This window comes from Cupriavidus sp. 09_S30 (genome assembly GCF_056930435.1).
The window spans coordinates 1699561-1719118 of sequence record NZ_JBXOWI010000002.1 but is presented as its reverse complement, the minus strand read 5'-3'; the positions used below and the strand labels follow the sequence as shown (position 1 = coordinate 1719118).

14 protein-coding genes and 1 pseudogene are annotated in these 19558 nt (G+C 68.1%); 5 read left to right on the top strand and 10 right to left on the bottom strand.

Annotation, left to right across the window (positions count from 1 at the left end):
- The first annotated feature begins 6 nt into the window (after nt 1–6).
- Nucleotides 7–528, top strand: a complete 522-nt coding sequence (gene pedF / locus AC1Z3O_RS27830; RefSeq protein WP_483519470.1) for a cytochrome c-550 PedF — start codon at nt 7–9, stop codon at nt 526–528.
- 318 nt (nt 529–846) lie between these two features.
- Here pedF and AC1Z3O_RS27825 read toward each other — a convergent pair whose 3' ends face one another.
- The 8 genes from AC1Z3O_RS27825 to AC1Z3O_RS27790 all read right to left on the bottom strand — a co-directional run bounded on the left by AC1Z3O_RS27825 (nt 847) and on the right by AC1Z3O_RS27790 (nt 10617).
- Nucleotides 847–2313 carry an N-acyl-D-amino-acid deacylase family protein gene (locus AC1Z3O_RS27825; protein WP_483519468.1) on the bottom strand — a complete coding sequence of 489 codons (1467 nt, stop codon included), beginning with the start codon at nt 2311–2313 and terminating at the stop codon, nt 847–849.
- A 47-nt stretch (nt 2314–2360) separates the two neighbouring features.
- On the bottom strand, nt 2361–3356 hold the full coding sequence (locus AC1Z3O_RS27820) for an ABC transporter ATP-binding protein (RefSeq protein ID WP_483519466.1): 996 nt from the start codon (nt 3354–3356) through the stop codon (nt 2361–2363).
- Complete coding sequence (locus AC1Z3O_RS27815; RefSeq protein WP_483519464.1) at nt 3353–4381, bottom strand: ABC transporter ATP-binding protein; 1029 nt, start codon at nt 4379–4381, stop codon at nt 3353–3355. The genes AC1Z3O_RS27820 and AC1Z3O_RS27815 overlap by 4 nt, the downstream gene beginning before the upstream one ends.
- Before the next feature lie 15 nt (nt 4382–4396).
- Nucleotides 4397–5302 carry an ABC transporter permease gene (locus AC1Z3O_RS27810; protein ID WP_483519462.1) on the bottom strand — a complete coding sequence of 302 codons (906 nt, stop codon included), beginning with the start codon at nt 5300–5302 and terminating at the stop codon, nt 4397–4399.
- 15 nt (nt 5303–5317) lie between these two features.
- Entirely contained in the window at nt 5318–6253 is a 936-nt protein-coding gene (locus tag AC1Z3O_RS27805) for an ABC transporter permease (RefSeq protein WP_483519460.1), read from the bottom strand.
- Between the two features lie 11 nt (nt 6254–6264).
- Complete coding sequence (locus AC1Z3O_RS27800) at nt 6265–7848, bottom strand: ABC transporter substrate-binding protein (RefSeq protein ID WP_483519458.1); 1584 nt, start codon at nt 7846–7848, stop codon at nt 6265–6267.
- Between the two features lie 57 nt (nt 7849–7905).
- Nucleotides 7906–9354, bottom strand: coding sequence for a M81 family metallopeptidase (locus AC1Z3O_RS27795; RefSeq protein ID WP_483519456.1), 1449 nt, complete (start codon nt 9352–9354; stop codon nt 7906–7908).
- Between the two features lie 105 nt (nt 9355–9459).
- Nucleotides 9460–10617: an NAD(P)/FAD-dependent oxidoreductase gene (locus AC1Z3O_RS27790; protein ID WP_483519454.1), complete on the bottom strand. Its 1158-nt coding sequence runs from the start codon at nt 10615–10617 to the stop codon at nt 9460–9462.
- 152 nt (nt 10618–10769) lie between these two features.
- On the opposite strand from AC1Z3O_RS27790, the gene AC1Z3O_RS27785 reads away from it, so the two are divergent.
- Together AC1Z3O_RS27785 and mgtA are read left to right on the top strand one after the other, a co-directional pair.
- Nucleotides 10770–11546, top strand: coding sequence for a helix-turn-helix domain-containing protein (locus AC1Z3O_RS27785; protein WP_483519452.1), 777 nt, complete (start codon nt 10770–10772; stop codon nt 11544–11546).
- A 537-nt stretch (nt 11547–12083) separates the two neighbouring features.
- Nucleotides 12084–14846 (top strand): magnesium-translocating P-type ATPase, encoded by a 2763-nt coding sequence (gene mgtA / locus AC1Z3O_RS27780; protein ID WP_483519450.1) that lies wholly within the window; start codon nt 12084–12086, stop codon nt 14844–14846.
- A 53-nt stretch (nt 14847–14899) separates the two neighbouring features.
- Here the strand turns inward: mgtA and serA are convergent, their stop codons facing one another.
- Nucleotides 14900–16252: a phosphoglycerate dehydrogenase gene (gene serA, locus AC1Z3O_RS27775; protein WP_483519448.1), complete on the bottom strand. Its 1353-nt coding sequence runs from the start codon at nt 16250–16252 to the stop codon at nt 14900–14902.
- A gap of 137 nt (nt 16253–16389) precedes the next feature.
- On the opposite strand from serA, the pseudogene AC1Z3O_RS27770 reads away from it, so the two are divergent.
- Nucleotides 16390–16677, top strand: a pseudogene (locus AC1Z3O_RS27770) (D-aminoacyl-tRNA deacylase); the annotation flags it as partial.
- Between the two features lie 64 nt (nt 16678–16741).
- Entirely contained in the window at nt 16742–18493 is a 1752-nt protein-coding gene (locus AC1Z3O_RS27765; RefSeq protein ID WP_483519447.1) for a dipeptidase, read from the top strand.
- Nucleotides 18494–18668: 175 nt separating this feature from the next.
- Here AC1Z3O_RS27765 and AC1Z3O_RS27760 read toward each other — a convergent pair whose 3' ends face one another.
- Nucleotides 18669–19517, bottom strand: a complete 849-nt coding sequence (locus AC1Z3O_RS27760) for a class II glutamine amidotransferase (RefSeq protein WP_483519445.1) — start codon at nt 19515–19517, stop codon at nt 18669–18671.
- Nucleotides 19518–19558: the final 41 nt, after the last annotated feature.

Here is a 19558-nt window from a genome sequence, read left to right as displayed (position 1 = left end):
ACCCCGATGATGCAGACAACCCAGATGGCCATGCCGCGGAGGCACAAGACCATGCGACTCGCCGACATCCCGCTCTGGCTTGCGCTCGCAGCGCTGGCCCTTTCCCTCTTCGTGCTGTCGGCCGGCTGCGCCGCGGCCGAAGTGGCGCACGCGCCGGTGGTGGACGCCTCAGCGCTGCCCCCGCTCGGTCCCGAATGGCGCGCCGAGAACCCCTATCGCGGCAATGCGCGCGCGGAGGAGATCGGCCGCACGGTGTTCAACCAGTCCTGCGCGCGCTGCCACGGCGCGGACGCCGCGGGCGGCGGCAGCGCGCCCGACCTGCGCCGGCTCGACGCCTACTGCCGCGCGATCGGCGACGGCAAGCTGCGCCACGACTGCATGCTGGACAACGATGCCTTCTTCAAAGAGTCGGTGCTGCACGGCAAGGTCCGCGTTGGTGTGGTGCACATGCCGCCGTGGGAGGGGTTGTTGTCGCAAGAGGTGGTGTGGGCGGTGCAGGCGTTTGTGGAGTCGCAGCGGGGGAAGTGAGGGGGGGGCGTGCTGGATAACACCGAAGGCATCGTTGTTCGTGGTACCTTGCTAGTCCACCCCTCTCCCCAACCCTCTCCCCGTGAGGGGAGAGGGAGCCAAGACCTCACGCTTGGCGAGCGGTCTTGGTGCATCCTGTCGGCTTCGGCAAACGCCTTGGCTTTCGCCCCGCGCTGGTTTGCTCCCCTCTCCCGCTTGCGGGAGAGGGGCGGGGGAGAGGGCGGGCACTCGCAGTCACGATGCGGCGTCGCGCTGCCACGGTCGTGGGATGCGGTGCCGCGCCCGAAGTTCGCTCCCGTCAGCCCGGATTCCCCTTCTTCAACTGGCAGCGCCCTCACTCCGCGTAATCACCTGCCCGTTGCGCACCCCACTGTGCCCCCCATCGCGCCAAGTGATGACCCCATTGACGATCACCGTATCGATGCCCTCGGCAGGCCGCGTCGGCGTGTCGTAGTCGGCGGCGTCGCGTATGGTGCCGGCATCGAAGATCACGATGTCGGCATGCTTGCCCACCGCCAGCGTGCCGCGGTCTTGCAGGCCGAAGTTGCGCGCGGTGAGGCCCGTCATCTTCCACACGGCGGTTTCCAGCGGGAACAGTCCGATGTCGCGGCAGTAGTGCCCCAGCACGCGTGGGAAGGTGCCCCACAGGCGCGGGTGCGGGTTGTCGCCGACCGGGATGCCGTCCGAGCCGATCATGGTCTCGTCGAAGGCCAGGATGCGCTGCACATCGCCTTCGTCCATCAGGAAGTAGATGGCCGTGCCGGGCTGCAGGCGCCGCGCGGCCTCTTCCTTGGCCACACCCCATTCGCGCGCGATGTCGTCCAGGTCGCGGCCGGCACATTCCGGGTGCGGCTGGCTGGAAGCGATGCGCACGCGGCCTTCCAGCATCGCGGCCTCGGTGCGGATCATGGTGGAGCCGGCGGTGTAGGGATAGCAGTCCAGTGACACGCACTGGTGCTTCATGGTCTCGCGGATGAAGGGCAGAGTGACGCGGCTGCGGCCGAAGTTGGGGGTGTTCTGCACCTTGTGGTGCGACACCACCACGGGTATGTCGAGCGCCCGGCCGATGCGGAAGGTCTCTTCCAGCGCCTCCATCACCTGGTCTGACTCATTGCGCATATGCGTCACATAGAGTGCCTTGCGCGCGCTCAGCGGGCGGCAGACCGCGATGATCTCCTCGGTGGTGGCCTTGGCTGCCGGCGGATAGAAGGTGCCGGTCGACAGGCCGATGGCGCCGGCCTGCATGGCCTCTTCCACCAGCGCCTGCATGGCGGCGATCTCCTGTGCGTTGGCGGCGCGGTCGAGTGCCGCCATGGTGACGGCGCGCAGCGTGGAGTGGCCCACCATTGCCGCCACGTTGACCGAGCTGGGCGTGGCGCGCAGGGCGTCCAGGTAGGCGCCGAAGGTAGGGAAGCGGCCTTCGCGTGGTGCGTCGATCAGGCCCAGCGGCATCGGCAGGTCCATGTCGGCGCGCAGCGGCGCGGCGCTGATGCCGCAGTTGCCGGCCACCACCGTGGTCACGCCTTGGGAGATCTTGAACGACATGTCGGCCTGCGACAGCACGGCCTGGTCATCGTGCGTATGCGCGTCGATGAAGCCCGGAGCGACGATGCGGCCGCCGGCGTCCAGCGTCTGCTCGGCAGTGTGTCCGGCGAGATCGCCGATGGCGGCGATGCGGCCGGCGCGCACGCCGATGTCGGCGCTGAAGCGCGGGGCTTTGCTGCCGTCGATCACGGTGCCGCCGCGGATCAGCAAGTCATGGTGGGTCGAAACTTGGTCAGCCATCGGGAAGGACTCCTGGTGCGAAGTTGGCAACGCCCGCTCAGCGGAAATCAGCGGAAATGGCAGGCGACGTGGTGCCCGCCGGGCGCATCGGACGGGCGGGCGGTCAGCGCGGGAGCCTGTTCGCGGCACACGGGCTGCGCGAGCGGGCAGCGCGTGTGGAAGCGGCAGCCTGGGGGCGGATTGGCCGGGCTCGGCGGGTCGCCTTGCAGCAGCATGCGGCGTGCCGGCGTGCGTGGGTCCGGCGCCGGGGCGGCCGACAGCAGGATCTCGGTATAGGGGTGGCGCGGGGCCGAGAACAGGGCGTCGCGGTCGGCAAGCTCGACGATGCGGCCCAGGTACATCACGGCCACGCGGTGGCTGATGTGGCGTACCACGGCGAGGTCATGCGCCACGAAGAGATAGGCGATGCCGAACTCTTGCTGCAGGTCCATCAGCAGGTTGACCACCTGGGCCTGCACCGAGACATCGAGCGCTGAGACCGGTTCATCGCAGACGATGAGCCTGGGCTGCATCGCCAGGGCGCGGGCGATGCCGAGGCGCTGGCGCTGGCCGCCGGAGAACTCGTGCGCATACTTTGCCGTGGCTTCCGGGCGCAGTCCGACCTTGCTGAACAGCCACTGGACGCGGGCCTCGCGCTCGGCGCGCGAGCGCATGCCGAAGTTGCGCAGCGGTTCCGCCACGATCTCGCCGGCTCTCAGGCGCGGACTCAAGGAGGCGTAAGGGTCCTGGAAGATGATCTGCAGGTCGCGCCGGCGCTGCCGCATCTCGGCGGCCGGCAGCGTCAGCAGTTCCTCGCCGTCCAGCCGCACCGAGCCGGCGGTGGGTTCCACCAGGCGCAGTACCGACTTGGCGGTGGTGGTCTTGCCGCAGCCGGACTCGCCCACCAACGACAGCGTCTCGCCGCGCGCCACCGTGAAGGAGACGTCGTCAACGGCCTGGATCGGCGCCGGCGGCGGGGCGGGCCAGCGCCGCGGCGCGGCATAGTGCTTGCGCAGCCCGCTGACCTGGAGCAGGGGGACGGCCGGTTCGCTCACGGGTTTCATGCGATTGCCTCCGGCATGGTGTCGGCGTGGTCCGCTGCGACGGCGAAGCAGGCCACGGAATGGTCGGCGCCCAGGCGGGCGAGCCCAGGGATCTCGGTGTGGCAGCGCGCCGCGGCCAGCGTGCAGCGGGGCGCGAACGCGCAGCCGCGCTGGGGCTGCTGGGGCGAGGGCACGAGCCCGGGAATCTCGGCCAGGCGCCGGCTGCTGGTATTCATCGAGGGCATCGACGCCATCAGCGCGCGCGTGTAAGGATGCAGCGGCCGCGCGAACAGTTCGCCCACGTCGGCTTCCTCGACCTTGCGCCCGGCGTACATGACGATGACGCGATGGCAGCTTTCCGCCACCACGCCGAGGTCGTGCGTGATCATCACCACGCCCATGCCGAGCGCCTGCTGGAGCTGGCGGATCAGGTCGAGGATCTGCGCCTGGATGGTGACGTCCAGCGCCGTGGTGGGCTCGTCCGCGATCAGCACCTCGGGGTTGCAGGCGAGCGCCAGCGCGATCATCACGCGCTGGCGCATGCCGCCCGAGAGCTGGTGCGGGTATTCGTCGACGCGGCGTTCGGGCTCGGGAATCTGCACCAGCCGCAGCATCTCGATGGCGCGCTGGCGTGCTTCGGACCGGCTGGCGCCCTGATGCAGGCGGACGGTTTCGGCGATCTGCCTGCCGACGCTCAGCACAGGGTTGAGCGAGGTCATGGGCTCCTGGAAGATCATGGAGATGCGGTTGCCGCGGATGCGGCGCATCTCGCGCTCGCCGAGCTGCAGCAGGTCGATGCCACCCAGCCGCACGGCGCCGCGCACATGGGCGGGCGGCGTGGACAAGAGGCGCATGACCGCCAGCGCGGTCACGCTCTTGCCGCAGCCGGATTCGCCCACCACGCCGAGCGTCTGGCCGGCGTGCACGGTGTAGGAAACCCCGTTGACCGAGCGCGCGGGGCCCGTCAGGGTATCGAAGCGGACGTGCAGGTCCTGCACTTCCAGCAGCGGCGTGCCGGGGGGCAGCGCCTTGCGTGATGGCGTCATGGTCGGCTCCCGGTGTCAGAGTTGGCGTGCCAGGCGCGGATCGAGCGCATCGCGCAGTCCGTCGCCCAGCAGGTTGATGGCCAGCACGGTGGCGGCCAGCAGCAGGCCGGGATAGAGCAGGATGTGGAAGGCAACGGCGACGAAGTTGCGGCCTTCGGCCATCATATTGCCCCAGCTCGGCGTCTGGGCCGGCACGCCCACGCCGAGGAAGGAGAGCGCGGCTTCGGTCAGCACCGCGGCCGCCGCGACGAAGGTGGCCTGCACGATCAGCGGCGCCACCATATTCGGCAGCACGTGGCGCAGCAGGATGACTGGCAGCCGCGTGCCGACGGCATGCGCGGCTTCCACATAGAGCTGCTCGCGCAGCGTCAGCGCCAGCGAGCGCACCAGGCGGACCACGCGCGGCACCTCGGGGATGGTGATGGCGACGATCACCGCGCCCAGGCTGGCCTGGGTCACGGCCATCAGCGCGATCGCGAGCAGGATGCCGGGAATCGCCATCAGCCCGTCCATCACGCGCATCAGGATGGCATCGGTCCAGCGCACGAACCCGGCTGTGAGGCCGATCAGCACGCCTAGCAGTGTGGCCAGCAGACCTACCGAGAGGCCGACCGTCATCGACACGCGGCCGCCCCAGACGGCGCGGCTGAAGACGTCGCGGCCCAGGGCGTCGGTGCCGAACCAATGCATGGACGATGGCGCCTGCATGCGCGCCAGCGGATCGATGTCCTGCGGATCGAAGGGGGCGATCCAGGGCGCGGCGATCGACAGCGCGGCCACGGCGAGCAGCAGCGCGGCGCCGATGACGAGGGTGGGATGCTTGCGCAGCCAGTACCAGCGGGGCAGCGCGAAAGGGGTGTCGGCATCGTCAGGCGCCGGCCGTGCGGCGGCGTCCTGACTTGCGGGCAGGGAAGCGGTCATAACGGGGCCTGTGGCTCAGTACTTGATACGGGGGTCGAACAGCCGGTAGCTGAGGTCGATCAGCAGGTTGATCAGCACATAGGCCCCCGCCGACAGCAGCAGCACGCTCTGGATCACGGGGTAGTCGTGGCGCTGCACGGAATCCACCACCAGCCGGCCGATGCCGGGAATGGCGAAGACCGTCTCCGTCACCACCACGCCGCCGATCAGCAGCGCGATGCCGATGCCAACGGTGGTGGCGATGGGGATCGCGGCGTTGCGCAGCGCGTGCCCCAGCACCGGCAGCACACCCAGCCCCTTGGCGCGGGCAGTGCGGATGTAGTCTTCGTGCAGCACCTCGAGCACCGTGGCGCGTGTCATGCGGGTGACCAGGGCGATGTAGACCAGGGCCAGGTTGACGCAAGGAAGCACCAGGCTGCGCAGCCACGCCCCGGCGCCGTCGGCCAGCCGCGCATAGCCTTGCACGGGAAACCACGGCAGCTGGATGGCGAAGGCATAGACCAGCAGGTAGCCCACCAGGAAGACCGGCAGCGAGAAGGCCAGCACCGCGAACAGCATCACCAGCCGATCGATCCAGCTGCCCGCGCGGTAGGCAGCCAGCGTGCCCAGCGGCACCGATACCAGCAGCGTCAGCAGCATGGTCAGCGCGGCGATGGACAGCGTCGGCTCCAGCCGCTGGCCCAGCAGCTCGGACACCGGCACCTGGGTGAAGATCGAGGTGCCGAGGTCGCCGCCGGCCAGGCGTCCGGCCCAGATCACGAACTGGCGCCACAGCGGCTGGTCCAGGCCCAGCGCGGTGCGCAGGCGGGCGATGTCGTCGACCGTGGCGAGGTCGCCTGCGATCAGTGCCGCCGGGTCTCCCGGCGACAGGTGGATCAGCAGGAAGACCACGACCGCGACCACGGCCATCACCGGCAGCGTCGCCAGCAGGCGGCGGATCAGGTAGCCCATGGCCCGGCGCCTCAGCGGTCCAGCGCCCAGACCGTGGGCACGCCGCCCCACAGCTTGTCCAGGCCCTTCAGGTTGGCGCGCGCGGCGAAGGCGGACGAGTACTGGCCGGCGTTCACATAGGGAACCGCCTCGTAGGCGCGCTTCTGGAAGGCGTCGAGCAGCTCGCGCCGCTTGGCCGGCGCCACCTCGCGCACCCAGGCGCTGCGCAGCTCGTCGAGTGGCTTGTCGCACGGCCAGCCGGGCAGGCTGTTGCCGCAGGCGGCGCTCAGGTAGGCGTTGGTGATAGGGGAGTTGGCGTCGAACTCGCCGGCCACGGTTGCGTACATATTCCAGCCGCCTGCCTCGGGGGCGTCGCGCTTGGCGCGCCTGGCGCCGATCGACGCCCAGTCCATGTTCTGCATGTCGACGTTCATGCCGATGCTGCGCATGGTCTGCGCTGCCATCAGCGCTTCGGCATTGAGCGCGGTGATGTCGGTGGGCACCAGCAGCACCACCTTCTCGCCCTTGTAGCCGGAGGCGGCCAGCATCTGCTTGGCCTTGGCGATGTCCGCCTTGCGGTACGGCTCCGCGCCGGCAGAGGTATCGTTGGGGCTGCCGCAGATGAAGAAGGTGGCGCAGTAGTTCATGCGCATGTCGAGCGGAAAGCCCATGGCGGCGGTGAAGCGCTCCTGGCTGACCGCCTGCAGGAAGGCCTGGCGCACCTTCGGATTGTTGAAGGGCGGATGGAGCTGGTTCATCACCAGCATGCCCTGGTAAGCGCCGCCGGATCCGATCTTGATGTCTTTGTCGGCGCGCAGCGGGGTGATGTAGTCGGGCGGGAGCTGTTCGATCACGTCGACCTCGCCACGCTTGAGCGCGGCGATGGCGCTGTTGGCGTCGGGCAGGTAGAGCCATTCGATGCGGTCGAAGTGGCTGGTCTTGTTGCCGGCCAGCCCGCTGGGCGCTTCGGCGCGGCCGACATAATCGGGGTTGCGCACGAATACCGCCTTGTTGCCCGGCACCCACTCGTCGCGCTTGAACAGATAGGGGCCAGAGCCCACCACCTCGGTCAGCGGCGCCGTCGCCGGCAGCTTGGCCAGGCGCTCCGGCAGGATCACCGGCGGGAAGCCGGAGGGCTTGGCCAGCGCCTCCAGCACCATGCCGAAGGGCTGCTGCAGGGTCAGCGTGAACGTGCGCGGGTCCACTGCCTTCCACTCGGCGCCCGCCTCGCCCATGGCGCGGCCGAGGCTGTCGCGCGCGCCCCAGCGCTGCAGTGACGCCACGGCGTCGGCGGCGGTCACGGGCTTGCCGTCGGAGAACTTCAGCTTGGGGCGCAGCGTGAAGGTCCACTGCTTGCCGTCCTTGCTGCTGGTGTACTTCTCCACCATCTGCGGTTGCGGTTTGCCACTGGCATCCTGGGCGAACAGGGTGTCATAGACCATGTAGCCGAAGTTGCGGGAGATGTAGGCCGTGGTGAAGGTCGGGTCGAGGATCTTCAGGTCGGCGTGGGGCACGATCTTCAGCGTTTTGGTCTGGGCCTGGGCCTGCAGGGGCAGGCTGGCGCCGGCCAGCAGCAGGGCGCCGAGGGCAAGGGCGGCAAGCGGTCGGTGGTGCATGGGTTCGTCTCCGGAATGTCGTTGTTCTGGTTTTGTTGGCATCAGCGGCAGGGCGCCTCAGGCTGCATCGAGAGGCCACTTGGGCCGGCGGATCTTGCGGTAGGGCAGGGTGCGCAGGTCCAGTGTCACCGCCCCCGGGGCGCCGGCGTAGATCACGTGGCGCGCGACCTTCGAGAACGAGGCGTAGAAATGCTGCGAGGACTTGACCACGACGATCTTCCTGGCGGCCAGGTCGCAGCCGAGCTGGGTGAAGAGATCGGTGCCCATGGCCTGGTTGCGCAGGGTGATCAGCACGATGTCGATGCCGTTGGCTTCCACCAGTGCGCAGTCGCCCAACTGCATCGCCGCGTTGGCGAGACCGGTCATCACCATGTCCGGCACCAGCGCCTTTACCGTGCATTCCAGGTCGAGCGGCTCACCGGAGAGCGGGCTGATCTTGCCGCCGATGCGCATCGGCAGGCGTGCCCCGGCACCGGCCTCGAAGGCGATGCGCACCGCGACCGGGTCCCACAGCGGGCCGATGGCAGCGTTGACTATGCCGCGCTCGATCATGCGGCGCAGGATGAAGGTGGAATCGCCGGCCGCGCCGCCGCCCGGATTGTCGGCGCCGTCGGCGAGCACCACCGGGCCGCCGTCGAAGGCGAGCGCCTGGTCCAGCGCGGTGTCGATGTCCGGATACGGCACGTTCAGTGCCTCGCGCATGTCGACCAGCTCATCGGCCAGCCGGCGGGCAAGTGCCTGGGCCCCTGCCGCGTCGCCGTCGGTGTAGACCAGCACCTTGGTGCCCATCTCGGGCACGTCGCCCCAGCCGAAGCCATGGGCGACTGAGATCGACAGCACGCCGTCGCGGCCTTCCAGCGCCTGGATGCGGTCGACGAAGCCGCGCGCCGGCTCGCGCGAGGTGTGCATGGTGACGATCATCTGGCAGTCCACCACGGCTGCCACCGGCCGGATCTTCCCCTCGGCCTTGGCCGCGCACAGGTCGACCAGTTCGAGCGCGCGCTCGAGCACGTCGGTGTGCGGGTACTCCTTGAAGGCGATCAGGAGGTCGGCGTGCGCGATCATTGCCGGCGTCAGGTGGCTGTGCGGATCGAGTTCCGCCCCGACCACCACGTCCGGCCCGACGATGGCCCGCACCCGTTGCAGCAGGTCGCCCTCGCAATCGTCATAGCCGTCGGCGACCATGGCGCCGTGCAGGCCGAGCAGCACCATGTCGACCGGCAGTGCGGCCCGCAGGTCAGTCAGCAATTCCTCGCGCAGCGTCTCATAGGCCTCGCGCGTGGTGATGCCGCTGGGCTGGGCCCCGGCCACCATGCCCTCCAGCAGGGTCCAGCCGCGCTCCTTGCCGCGCAGGCGCGCCGCCCAGAGCGGGCCGGAGAAGAAGGTCATCTGGTCCGGATGCTGGCCCGCCGGGAAATAGCCCCGGTCGCGGAAGGACGCCAGCCCGGTCGGCATCGGCGCGAAGGTATTGGTTTCGGTGGCAAGGGAAGCGCTGAACACACGCACGGTAGTCTCCTGGATTGTTGTTGTGCTGGTCGTGCTGCTTGTGGTGCTGCTTGTGGTGGTGCCTGTCGTCGTGCCTGTAGTCGTACCTGACGCCCAGGCCCGGCGCTATGAGGCCGCGGCGCGGCGCAGCCGTGCCGGCCCCAGCATCTCGGCGGTCAGGCCGAAGGAAGCCGCATGCGCGGGCACCGGCAGGCCGCGCGCGAGCGCGGCGCAGGTCTCGCCCATGGCGGCCGAGGTCTGGATGCCGTAGCCGCCTTGCGCCGCCACCCAGAAGAAGCCGGGCACAGAGTCGTCGAAGCCGCCCACCAGGTCGCCGTCCGTCACGAAGGAGCGCAGGCCTGCCCAGGTGCGGGCGGGATGGCGGATCGACAGCGTGGTCGCTTCCTCGATGCGGTGGATGGCCAGCGCGATATCCAGTTCCTCGGGCTGCACGTCCTGCGGCTCGACCGGATCGGCGTTGGCCGGGGAGCCGAGCAGCATGCCGGCATCGGGCTTGATGTACCAGGACTCGTCGGCGCTGTGCACCATCGGCCAGCCGTGGCTGTCGATGCCGGCGGGCGGCTGGAAGACGAAGGCGGAGCGGCGGCACGGCTGGATGCCGAGCGGTGCGACACCGGCGAGCCGCGCGATGGCGTCGACCCAGGCGCCGGCGGCGTTCAGCAGCACCGGCGCTTCGTAGCTGGCATCGCCGGCTTCCACGCGCCAGACATCGCCGGCGCGCGAGATGGCGCGGACCTCCGCATCGCAGACGAGCTTGCCGCCGGCGTGGCGCATGCCGCGCAGATAGCCCTGATGGATGGCGTGCACGTCCATGTCGGCTGCGCCTGGCTCGTAGACGGCACCGATGACTTGATCCGGACGCAGCACCGGCACGCGCTCGCAGGCCTGCTGCGGGCTCAACAGTTGCGCCTCAGGCGCCATGGCGCGCAGGATCTGCCAATGCTCGTCGAGCAAGGCCTGCTGGCCGGGTGCGGCGACCATGAGCGCGCCGCGCGGCGTCAGCAGCGGGTGCGTGGTGAATCCCGGCGGCGGGTTATCGAGAAAGGCGCGGCTTGCCATCGTCAGCGCGCGCACTTGCGGCGTGCCGTAGCTTTCCATGAACAGGGCGGCCGAGCGGCCGGTCGAGTGATAGCCGGGCTGGCTTTCGCGCTCGAGGATGGTCACGCTGCCGTGCGGCGCCAGCCAGTGCGCGACGGATGCGCCGGCAATGCCGGCGCCGATCACCAGGAAGTCGGAGCGGTAGGGAGTGGAAGTGCTACGCATTGGCATGGGTTCAGTGTGCGGCGTGTTCCGTGTTGCAGGCAGTGTATTCAAGAATTTGCGAATACGCAAATTCGCGGATCCGCAAATTCTGGGATAATCTGTCCGTAGGGCGTGAATGCCGGAAACGGCATGGCGGCCATCGGCCCGGCGTCATGCCATCGAGAAAGGATCCTGGCTTGAAAGACAAAAACGTTCCGGAGCGCAGCGGCGACGCAGCGCGCACGCTTGACCGGGAAACCTTCGGCAAGCGCCTGCGCAGCGCGCGCAAAGGATTGGGGTGGACACTGGCCCACCTCTCGGCGCTGTCCGGCGTCTCCATCACCACCATCTCTCGCGCCGAGCGCGGGCAGTTGGCGCTCGGCTACGAGAACTTCGCCGCGCTGGGCAAGGCGCTGCAGATGGACATGGGCGCAATGTTCGTCGGAGCGGGCGAGACCTCGGCGCCGTTCCGCGGGCCGATCGTCACGCGTGCCAACCAGGGCGTGGCCTACACCGGGCAGTCGATCACCTATGAATTCCTCGGCACCGAGGCGGCCGGCAAGCAGATGATCCCGACTGTAGCCACTGTGCATGCGCGCAGGATCTCGGGGCCCGAGGCCTTCGCCAGCCATCCGGGGGAGGAGTTCGTCTATGTGCTCAGCGGTGAGATCGAGGTGCATTTCACCAACGGCGAGTTCGTGCGGCTGGCGCGCGGTGACTCGCTGTACTTCGATTCCCGCCTGGGACACACCTACATCAGCGTCAGCCGGCAGCTCGCGCGCACGGTCGGCGTGACCACCAGCGCGAGCCAGGAGATGCGCTCCGCCCAGGCGCAAAGCGCCAAGGCTGCTGCCGGCACGCGGAAGGGGCCGGCACGGGCGGAGCCGGCCGCTGGCGCGGGGCAGGGTGGCCGACCCCGCCCGGCGAGGACGCGCAAGCCGCAGGCATGAGGCAATGTGGCGGGCGGCGCTTCCGCGGCGCGGGGGACGCGTCCGGAGCGCGCCTTGCGCGTTGCACCATGGTGCGAAAATTCCGCCGGAAAAACCGCGAAAAATGCATTGCGCGTCAATTTGCCTCTTTGGTATGCTTCGCAGCGTCTCTACTACGGGTGATTCCCATGGACAGTTGTTCTAGTTGGCCTCCGGCCAAATCCTGAACGGCTAGTCAGTCAAGGCGACCCATCGCCACTGCCTAGCCGAAACGGCGGGTAGTGGTATTCGCGCGGGTTCTCCGCGCGACCATCTCCCACATACTTGTATTCGACATCCGCTGAACCTGCGGCGGCCGGCGCTCGTTCGCCTGCCGGTCCCGCGTGTTCCTGGCGGGGTGTCATGCTGGCATGCGCTCGTGGAGCGCATGGGAGGTCTCATGTCGTTGATGCTTTTCCAGTTCAGCGTTGCCACGCTGCCCTACCTGCGGGCCCTGCGCGGGTCCCGCCAATCCACCGCGGCGTCGCGGCTACGCAGAACTTTCCGGGGAGGCCGCCCATGAACTTCAGCTTCCTCAGAACCCTGTACGTCGCCTTTCTGCGCACGCGGCGTGCTACGCATCATTTCCGCCGGCTCGCGCTGTTCGAATCGCTGGGCGACCAGAAATCGGCGCGTACCATGCCTGAACAGCTCGCCCGTGAGCTGCAGCGCGCAGCGCGCGATGACATCCCCGAGGTACTGGTGCGCCTGCGTTCGCACGAGGATGGCCTCAACAAGCTGGAAGTCGAGGAACGGCTCGACCGCCTCGGGCCGAACGAGGTGGAGCACGAGAAGCCGCTGCCCGCCTGGCTGCATCTGTGGCATTCCTACCGCAATCCCTTCAACCTGCTGCTGACAGTGCTGGCAGCCATCTCCTGGCTGACCGAGGACATCAAGGCGACCATCGTCATTGGCACCATGGTCGGGCTGTCCACGCTGATTCGTTTTGTGCAGGAGCGCCGCTCCAACCAGGCGGCGGACGCGCTCAAGGCGATGGTCAGCACCACCGCCACCGTGGTGCGGCGCGACCTGGTCCGGCAACTGGCGGAGGCCAGTGCGAAGCACTTCAATATGCGGGTGCATTCCCGGCCGCCGTCACAGGTGGAGGTGCCGCTGCGCGAGCTGGTGCCGGGCGAGATCGTGGTCTTGTCGGCAGGCGACATGATCCCCGCGGATTGCCGCATCATCGGCGCCAAGGACCTGTTTGTCAGCCAGGCGGCAATGACGGGCGAGTCGCTGCCGGTGGAGAAGTTCGCGGAGCTGCGCGCGCCTACTTCCAATGCGCTGGAGCTGGGCAATATCGTCTTCATGGGGACCAATGTCGTCTCGGGCGCCGCCACGGCCGTGGTGCTGGAGACGGGTAACCGCACCTACTTCGGCACGCTGGCCTCGCGCGTGACCTCCACGGACCGCTCGCCGACCGCCTTCCAGGCAGGGGTCAACCAGGTGAGCTGGCTGCTGATCCGCTTCGCGCTGGTGATGGTCCCCATCGTGCTGCTGGTCAACGGCTTCACCAAGGGCGACTGGATGGAGGCCTTCCTGTTCGCCTTGTCGGTGGCGGTCGGGCTGACGCCGGAGATGCTGCCGATGATCGTTACCTCGACGCTGGCCAAGGGCGCGGTGCTGATGTCGCGCCGCAAGGTCATCGTCAAGCGGCTCGACGCCATCCAGAACTTCGGCGCCATGAACGTGCTGTGCACCGACAAGACCGGCACGCTGACGCGCGACAAGATCGTGCTGGAGCGGCATACCGATGTGCGCGGTCAGGTTTCCAACGACGTCTTGAAGCATGCCTACCTGAACAGCTATTTCCAGACGGGCCTGAAGAACCTGCTGGACCGTGCCGTGCTGGAGCATGCGGAGTTGCAGAAGGAGTTGAAGCTGGTGCTCGACTACCGCAAGGTCGACGAGATCCCCTTCGACTTCGAGCGCCGCCGCATGTCCGTGGTAGTGTCGGAACGGGGCGACCACAACGAGCTCATCTGCAAGGGCGCGGTGGAGGAAGTGCTGGGCGTGTGCACGCGCGTCCAGATCGACGGCGGTGTGCTGCCCCTGGATGCGGCGCTGCTCGCCCAGGTACGGCAGGTGACGCACGACCTGAACCAGGAAGGCCTGCGCGTGGTGGCCGTGGCGATGAAGGAGACGTCGGCGGCGGTAACGACCTATAGCGTGGCGGACGAGTGCGAGCTGACCCTGATCGGCTACATCGCCTTTCTCGATCCGCCCAAGGAGTCGACCGCGCCGGCGCTGCAGGCGCTCGCCGAGCACGGTGTCGTGGTCAAGGTGCTGACCGGCGACAACGAGCTGGTGACGGCCAAGATCTGCCGCGACGTCGGCCTGGAATTGAATGGGGTGCTGCTCGGGCCCGATGTGGAGGTCATGGATGTCGAAGCCTTGTCGCGCGCGGTCGAGACGCACAATGTCTTCGCGCGCCTGTCTCCGCTGCACAAGGAACGCATCGTTCATGCCCTGCGCGACAACGGGCACGTGGTCGGCTTCATGGGCGACGGCATCAATGACGCACCGGCACTGCGCGCTGCCGATATCGGTATCTCGGTGGACAGCGCGGTCGATATCGCCAAGGAAGCGGCCGACATCATCCTGCTGGAGAAGAGCCTGATGGTGCTGGAAGCCGGCGTGATCGAGGGGCGGCGCACCTTCTGCAATATGCTGAAGTACATCCGCATGACGGCCAGCTCCAACTTCGGCAATGTGTTTTCCGTGCTGGTGGCAAGCGCCTTCCTGCCCTTCCTGCCGATGCTGCCGCTGCAGTTGCTAGTGCAGAACCTGCTCTACGACATCTCGCAGATCGCCATCCCCTTCGACAAGGTGGACGAGGAACTGGTCAGGCGTCCGCTGACGTGGAACCCGGGCGATATCGGCCGCTTCATGGTCTTCTTCGGGCCGATCAGCTCCCTGTTCGACATCGCCACCTTCTTCCTGATGTGGTTCGTGTTCGCCGCCAACACGCCGGAGCATCAGTCCTTGTTCCAGTCGGGCTGGTTCGTGGTCGGCCTGGTGACGCAGACGTTGATCGTGCACATGATCCGCACGCCCAAGCTGCCTTTCATCGAAAGCCGGGCCGCGTTGCCGCTGACACTGATGACGGCGCTGATCATCGGCATCGGCATCTTCCTGCCGATGGGTTCGCTGGCCGGCTACTTCAAGCTGGAGGCGCTGCCGACGGCCTACTTCCCGTGGATGGTGGCCATCGTGCTGGGCTATGCCTTGCTGACCACGGCGATGAAGCGCTTTTATATCCGGCGCTTCGGCTGGGTCTAAGCGCTAGGGGCGACGCTGCCGCGCCGCCCGAAGGGAGCGCGGCAGCAGGGGGGCTACTTGAGCAGTACCCGCGAGCGGACGAAGCCCGCATGCTCCCGTAATGCCGTCATCAGCTGCGCGGAAGGCACGCGGTCCAGGTCGGTGACGACATAGCCGGTGGCGCCGCGCGTCTGCAGGTGCTGGCCGGTGATGTTGGCCCCTTCCTGTGCCAGCAAGGTGTTGAGCGCGGCGAGCGCGCCGGGGGCATTGTGGTGGATGTTCAGCAGGCGCGCGGTGGCATGCAGCGGGCCGGGGTCGACTTCGGGGAAGTTCACCGCGCCGATCGTGCCGCCGGTGGTCAGGAAACCCGCCAGCTTGGTGGCCACCTCAGTGCCGATGTTCTCCTGTGCCTCCTCGGTGCTGCCGCCGACGTGGGGAGTCAGCAGGACGTTGGGCAGTTGCTGCAGTTCGCTGACGAACGGGTCGTTGTTGGTTTTCGGCTCATCGGGGAAGACGTCGATGGCCGCGCCGCCGAGCCGCTTGCTGCGCAGCGCGTCAACGAGCGCGGCAATGTCGACGACGGTGCCGCGCGAGGCGTTGATGAGCATGGCGCCGGGCTTGCACGCGGAGATCACCGGGGCATCGATCATATTGCGTGTGCGCGCCGTCGCCGGCACATGAAGCGTGACTACGTCGGCCTGCGACACGGCCTCCTCCAGCGTCCCGGCGGCACGCGCCGAGCCCAGGGACAGGCGGGCGACCACGTCGAAGTAGACGACCTTCATGCCCATGGCCTCGGCCAGTACGCCGACCTGCGAGCCTATATTGCCGTAGCCGATGATGGCGATGGTCTTGCCGCGCGCCTCGAAGGCGCCGCTGGCGCCCTTGGCCCACTTGCCCGCGTGCGCCAGCGCGCTCTTCTCGGGGATGCGCCGCAGCAGCATCACGGCCTCGGCGATGACCAGCTCGGCCACGGAGCGGGTATTGGAGAAGGGGGCGTTGAAGACCGGGATGCCGGCCGCGGTGGCGGCGTCCAGGTCGACCTGGGAGGTGCCGATGCAGAAGCAGCCGATCGCCAGCAGGTCCGGGGCGCTGCCGATGTCGCCGGCGCGCAGGTGAGTGGCGGAGCGGATGCCGATCACGTCGTGGCTGGCCAGGACCTGGCGCAGCGCCTCGCCGGCCAGCGCGCCGGACTGGCGCTCGACGTCGACTCCGGCGGATGCCAGCGGCGCGGTGGCCTTCTGGTGGATGTTCTCCAGCAGCATGGCGCTTGTCATGGCTGCCTCGCTGCGGTGATGGCGGCGGGCTGCGCCCGCCGCGTTCGATCTTGCTGGACCGTGGTCAAGTTCATCTCCCAATGTGTGGCGAAGACGGTGTGGCGAAGACGGCGTCGCGCCTGCCAGCGCGGACGATAATGCGGTCGCCATCGGGGACATTGTCCACGAAGTCAGCCGGCGGTGCCTGGATGCCCCTGCGGGCAGGATGGGTCCTTCCGTGGGCGCGCCTCGGGGCGCTGGCAGGCAGGACCGAGGCGAGTTGGCACATCTGCATTGTGGTCCAATACGAAGCTGGCAAGATGAACCGAAGCGTGCAGGATGTGGTGGGGGGATTGCTCATCGTCAGCCAGTTCACATTGGCCGCCGACACCAGCGGCGGCAACCGCCCCAGCTTCACCAACGCCGCGCCGCCCGCCGACGGCGAGCGCCTGTACGACTACATCGTGCAGCAGGCCCGCGCGCAGCACCCGGTGGTGGCCACCGGCCGCTTCGGCGCGGACATGAAGGTCTGGCTGATGAACGACGGGCCGGTCACCATCCCGCTGCGCATTGCGCCGGCCGGCGCCTCGGTGTAAACGGGATCTGGCGGCCAGGCAGCAATCGCCGTATTCTTCAGGGCTTGCATTCCGTGAGAAATCCATGAAGAACTTCTGCAATCATTCACTCCTGGCTATTGCATTGGGGGTGGCGCTCGCCTGCGGCCTGCCGGCCCAGGCGCAAACGCTCAAGAAGCCCGAGCTCGACGCATGGCTTGTCGCCGAGCCACTGCCCGCGACCTTCGCTGCTTTCGTCCAGCAGACCGCTCAGGCCCAGCCCTCGCTGGCTGCCGCCGCGCAGCGCTACACCCGGGGCGAGGCGCTGGCGGGCGATGAGCTGGCCGACATTGCGCGCCTGCTGGGCGTCTACACCCGCCGCACGCAGGAGGCCGCGGTGATCGACAGCCTGCGGCGCATGGTGGCCCTGCCCACGGTGCGCGATCCCAAGGTGCCGCCGCACGAAAGCCCGGCCATCATCGATTTCGGCAAGCTGGTCGAGGCCATGGCCCGCGACTTCGGCCTGCGCTACCGCAATGTGGACAACCGCATCTTCGAGGTGACCCTGCCCGGCACCAGTAGCGAGGAATTCGGCATCCTCACCCATGCCGACGTGGTGCCGGTGGTGCCCGCCGAATGGGAGCTGGACGGCAAGGAGATCAATCCCTTCGAGGTTACGCGCGTGGGCGACCGGCTCTACGGTCGCGGCACCATCGACGACAAGGGCTCCATCGCCACCGTGCTGTATGCGATGAAGGCCGTCAAGGACAGCGGCCTGCCGCTGGCGCGCAGCATCCGCTTGATGATCGAGACCACCGAGGAAACTGGTGGCGACGCGATGAAGTACTACCAGGCCAAGACCGCGCTGCCCGAATACAACATCGTGCTCGACAGCAAGTACCCGGCCGTCGTTGCCGAAAAGGGCTCGGGCGCGCTCAAGGCCGTGTTCGCCGATGCGCCTGTAGATGCCGCCAAGCCCGCCATCACTGCCATGGCGGGCGCGGCCTCGGCCAATGCCATCGCGCTGACAGCCACCGCCACCATCTCGGCCACCGACGCGGCGGCGCTTGCCGCCGTAGCGCAGCGCCTGAGCGCGGCGAAGGACGCATTCATCGCCCAGCACCAGGCTCAGGGCGGCAGGTTCGCCATCGATGTGCAGCAGGGCAGCGGCGCCGTCACCGTCAAGGTTACCGGCACCTCGGCCCACGGCTCGCGCCCCGAAGAAGGCGTGAACCCCGTGCCGCGCCTGGCGCTGTTCCTGCAGCAGACCTTGATGCCCGAGCAGGGCGCGGCGCTGGTGCAGCCCAACCAGTACAGTCAGGCCGTGCGCTACATCAACGGCGTGTTCGGCCTCGACTACTTCGGCAAACAGCTGGGCATCGCTTATGCCGACGACTTCATGGGCCCGCTGACCCTGTCGCCCAACCTCATCAAGGCGGCGGACGGCAAGCTCGAAGTGACGACCAACGTGCGCATGCCGCGCGGCAAGACGCCCGAGCAGCTGCGTGCCGAGGTTGAGCAGGGCATCGCCCGCTGGAGCGAGGCCGCCAAGGTACCCGTCACGGTGCAGTACACCCAGGGCAACTGGATGGCGCGCGACCCCAAGGGCGCATGGCTGTCCACCCTGCTCAACATCTTCGGCGACACCACAGGCCTCGATGCCAAGCCCGTGCCCACGGCCGGCAGCACCACGGCCAAGCTCATGCCCAATGCCATCAACTTCGGCCCCGCCATGCCCGGCAAGAAGTACACGGCCCACAACGCGCTCGAATACCAGGAGCTGCCCGACCTGCGCACCGATATGCAGATGTTCACCGAGATGCTGGTGCGCATCGGGAACCTGAAGCAGATGCAGTAAGTACAACCGGGCCCCATCCTCGAAGCGCCTTGCCTGTGCAAGGCGTTCATTTATTGGGACCCAACCCCACCGATCGCGCGCGACCAGTCAAGGCACCAATTCCTGATGGACGCGCAAGGTATTCCATTGGCGCTGATACTCACTCGCTGGCGCCAACCGCAATGCAATCCCCCCCTCAGTGCGCCGGCAGGGCCGGCAGGTGCGGGCGGAAGGGGTGCTGCGCGACCACGCCGCCGCGGGCGACGATGGTGGTGGCCTCGGGGATCTCCTCCCAGACGCCGGGCAGGTCCACCAGGGGCTCGGACAACACCAGGAAGGCATCGAGGCCTGCCGCGGTGATGCGGGGATCGTCGGGATAGAGCTCCTGCAGGTGGCGGAACGACGCGCTGTGGAAGAGCGAGCGGGACTCGCCTTCGCTCGAGTAGCGCACCGCCACGATCTGCTCGCCGTCGGTTGCGCAGATGGTCATGTTGATCGGGTGCGCCACGCCCTTGCCCCGGGCAACTGCCTCGATCGCGCCTGCCATCTGTTCGAGCGCGCGGACCGGATCGCGCTCGAGCCCGAAGGTCAGCGCGAGGAAGAACATGATTTCCGAGTCGGTGGAGCCTTCGATCGACGGGAACAGGTCGGGCGCAATCATCAGCATCAGCTCCCGTCGCACCGCGGGATAGCTGCGGATCAGGCCGTTGTGGGCGAACAGCCAGCGCCCGTGGCGGAAGGGGTGGCAATTGGTCTCCTGCGCCGGGGTGTCGGTGGCGGCGCGGACGTGGGCGACGAACAGCGGCGAGCGGATGGCGCGGGCCGCCTCCCTCAGGTTGCGGTCGCTCCAGGCTGGCGCGATGCAGCGGTAGCGATAGGGCGGCTCCGTGGTGTGGCCGTACCAGCCGATGCCGAAGCCGTCGCCGTTGGTGGTGGTGTGCCCCATGCGCGAGTGCAGGCTCTGGTCGATCAGAGAATGCTGCGCTCGAAACAGCACGGCTTCGAGATGGATGGGGTTGCCCGAATAAGCTAGCCAGCGGCACATGGTCTGTCCTCCTCGCTTGACGCGCTGCCGACGCCGGTGCG

Bases quoted from the DNA above. Each gene is read 5' to 3' on its own strand.
- pedF (WP_483519470.1), top strand. From the start codon at position 7: ATGATGCAGACAACCCAGATGGCCATGCCGCGGAGGCACAAGACCATG.
- AC1Z3O_RS27765 (WP_483519447.1), top strand. From the start codon at position 16,742: ATGAAGAACTTCTGCAATCATTCACTCCTGGCTATTGCATTGGGGGTG.
- AC1Z3O_RS27785 (WP_483519452.1), top strand. From the start codon at position 10,770: ATGCCATCGAGAAAGGATCCTGGCTTGAAAGACAAAAACGTTCCGGAG.
- AC1Z3O_RS27810 (WP_483519462.1), bottom strand. From the start codon at position 5,302: ATGACCGCTTCCCTGCCCGCAAGTCAGGACGCCGCCGCACGGCCGGCG.
- AC1Z3O_RS27820 (WP_483519466.1), bottom strand. From the start codon at position 3,356: ATGAAACCCGTGAGCGAACCGGCCGTCCCCCTGCTCCAGGTCAGCGGG.
- AC1Z3O_RS27805 (WP_483519460.1), bottom strand. From the start codon at position 6,253: ATGGGCTACCTGATCCGCCGCCTGCTGGCGACGCTGCCGGTGATGGCC.
- mgtA (WP_483519450.1), top strand. From the start codon at position 12,084: ATGAACTTCAGCTTCCTCAGAACCCTGTACGTCGCCTTTCTGCGCACG.
- AC1Z3O_RS27760 (WP_483519445.1), bottom strand. From the start codon at position 19,517: ATGTGCCGCTGGCTAGCTTATTCGGGCAACCCCATCCATCTCGAAGCC.
- AC1Z3O_RS27815 (WP_483519464.1), bottom strand. From the start codon at position 4,381: ATGACGCCATCACGCAAGGCGCTGCCCCCCGGCACGCCGCTGCTGGAA.
- AC1Z3O_RS27800 (WP_483519458.1), bottom strand. From the start codon at position 7,848: ATGCACCACCGACCGCTTGCCGCCCTTGCCCTCGGCGCCCTGCTGCTG.
- AC1Z3O_RS27790 (WP_483519454.1), bottom strand. From the start codon at position 10,617: ATGCGTAGCACTTCCACTCCCTACCGCTCCGACTTCCTGGTGATCGGC.
- serA (WP_483519448.1), bottom strand. From the start codon at position 16,252: ATGGCGACCGCATTATCGTCCGCGCTGGCAGGCGCGACGCCGTCTTCG.
- AC1Z3O_RS27825 (WP_483519468.1), bottom strand. From the start codon at position 2,313: ATGGCTGACCAAGTTTCGACCCACCATGACTTGCTGATCCGCGGCGGC.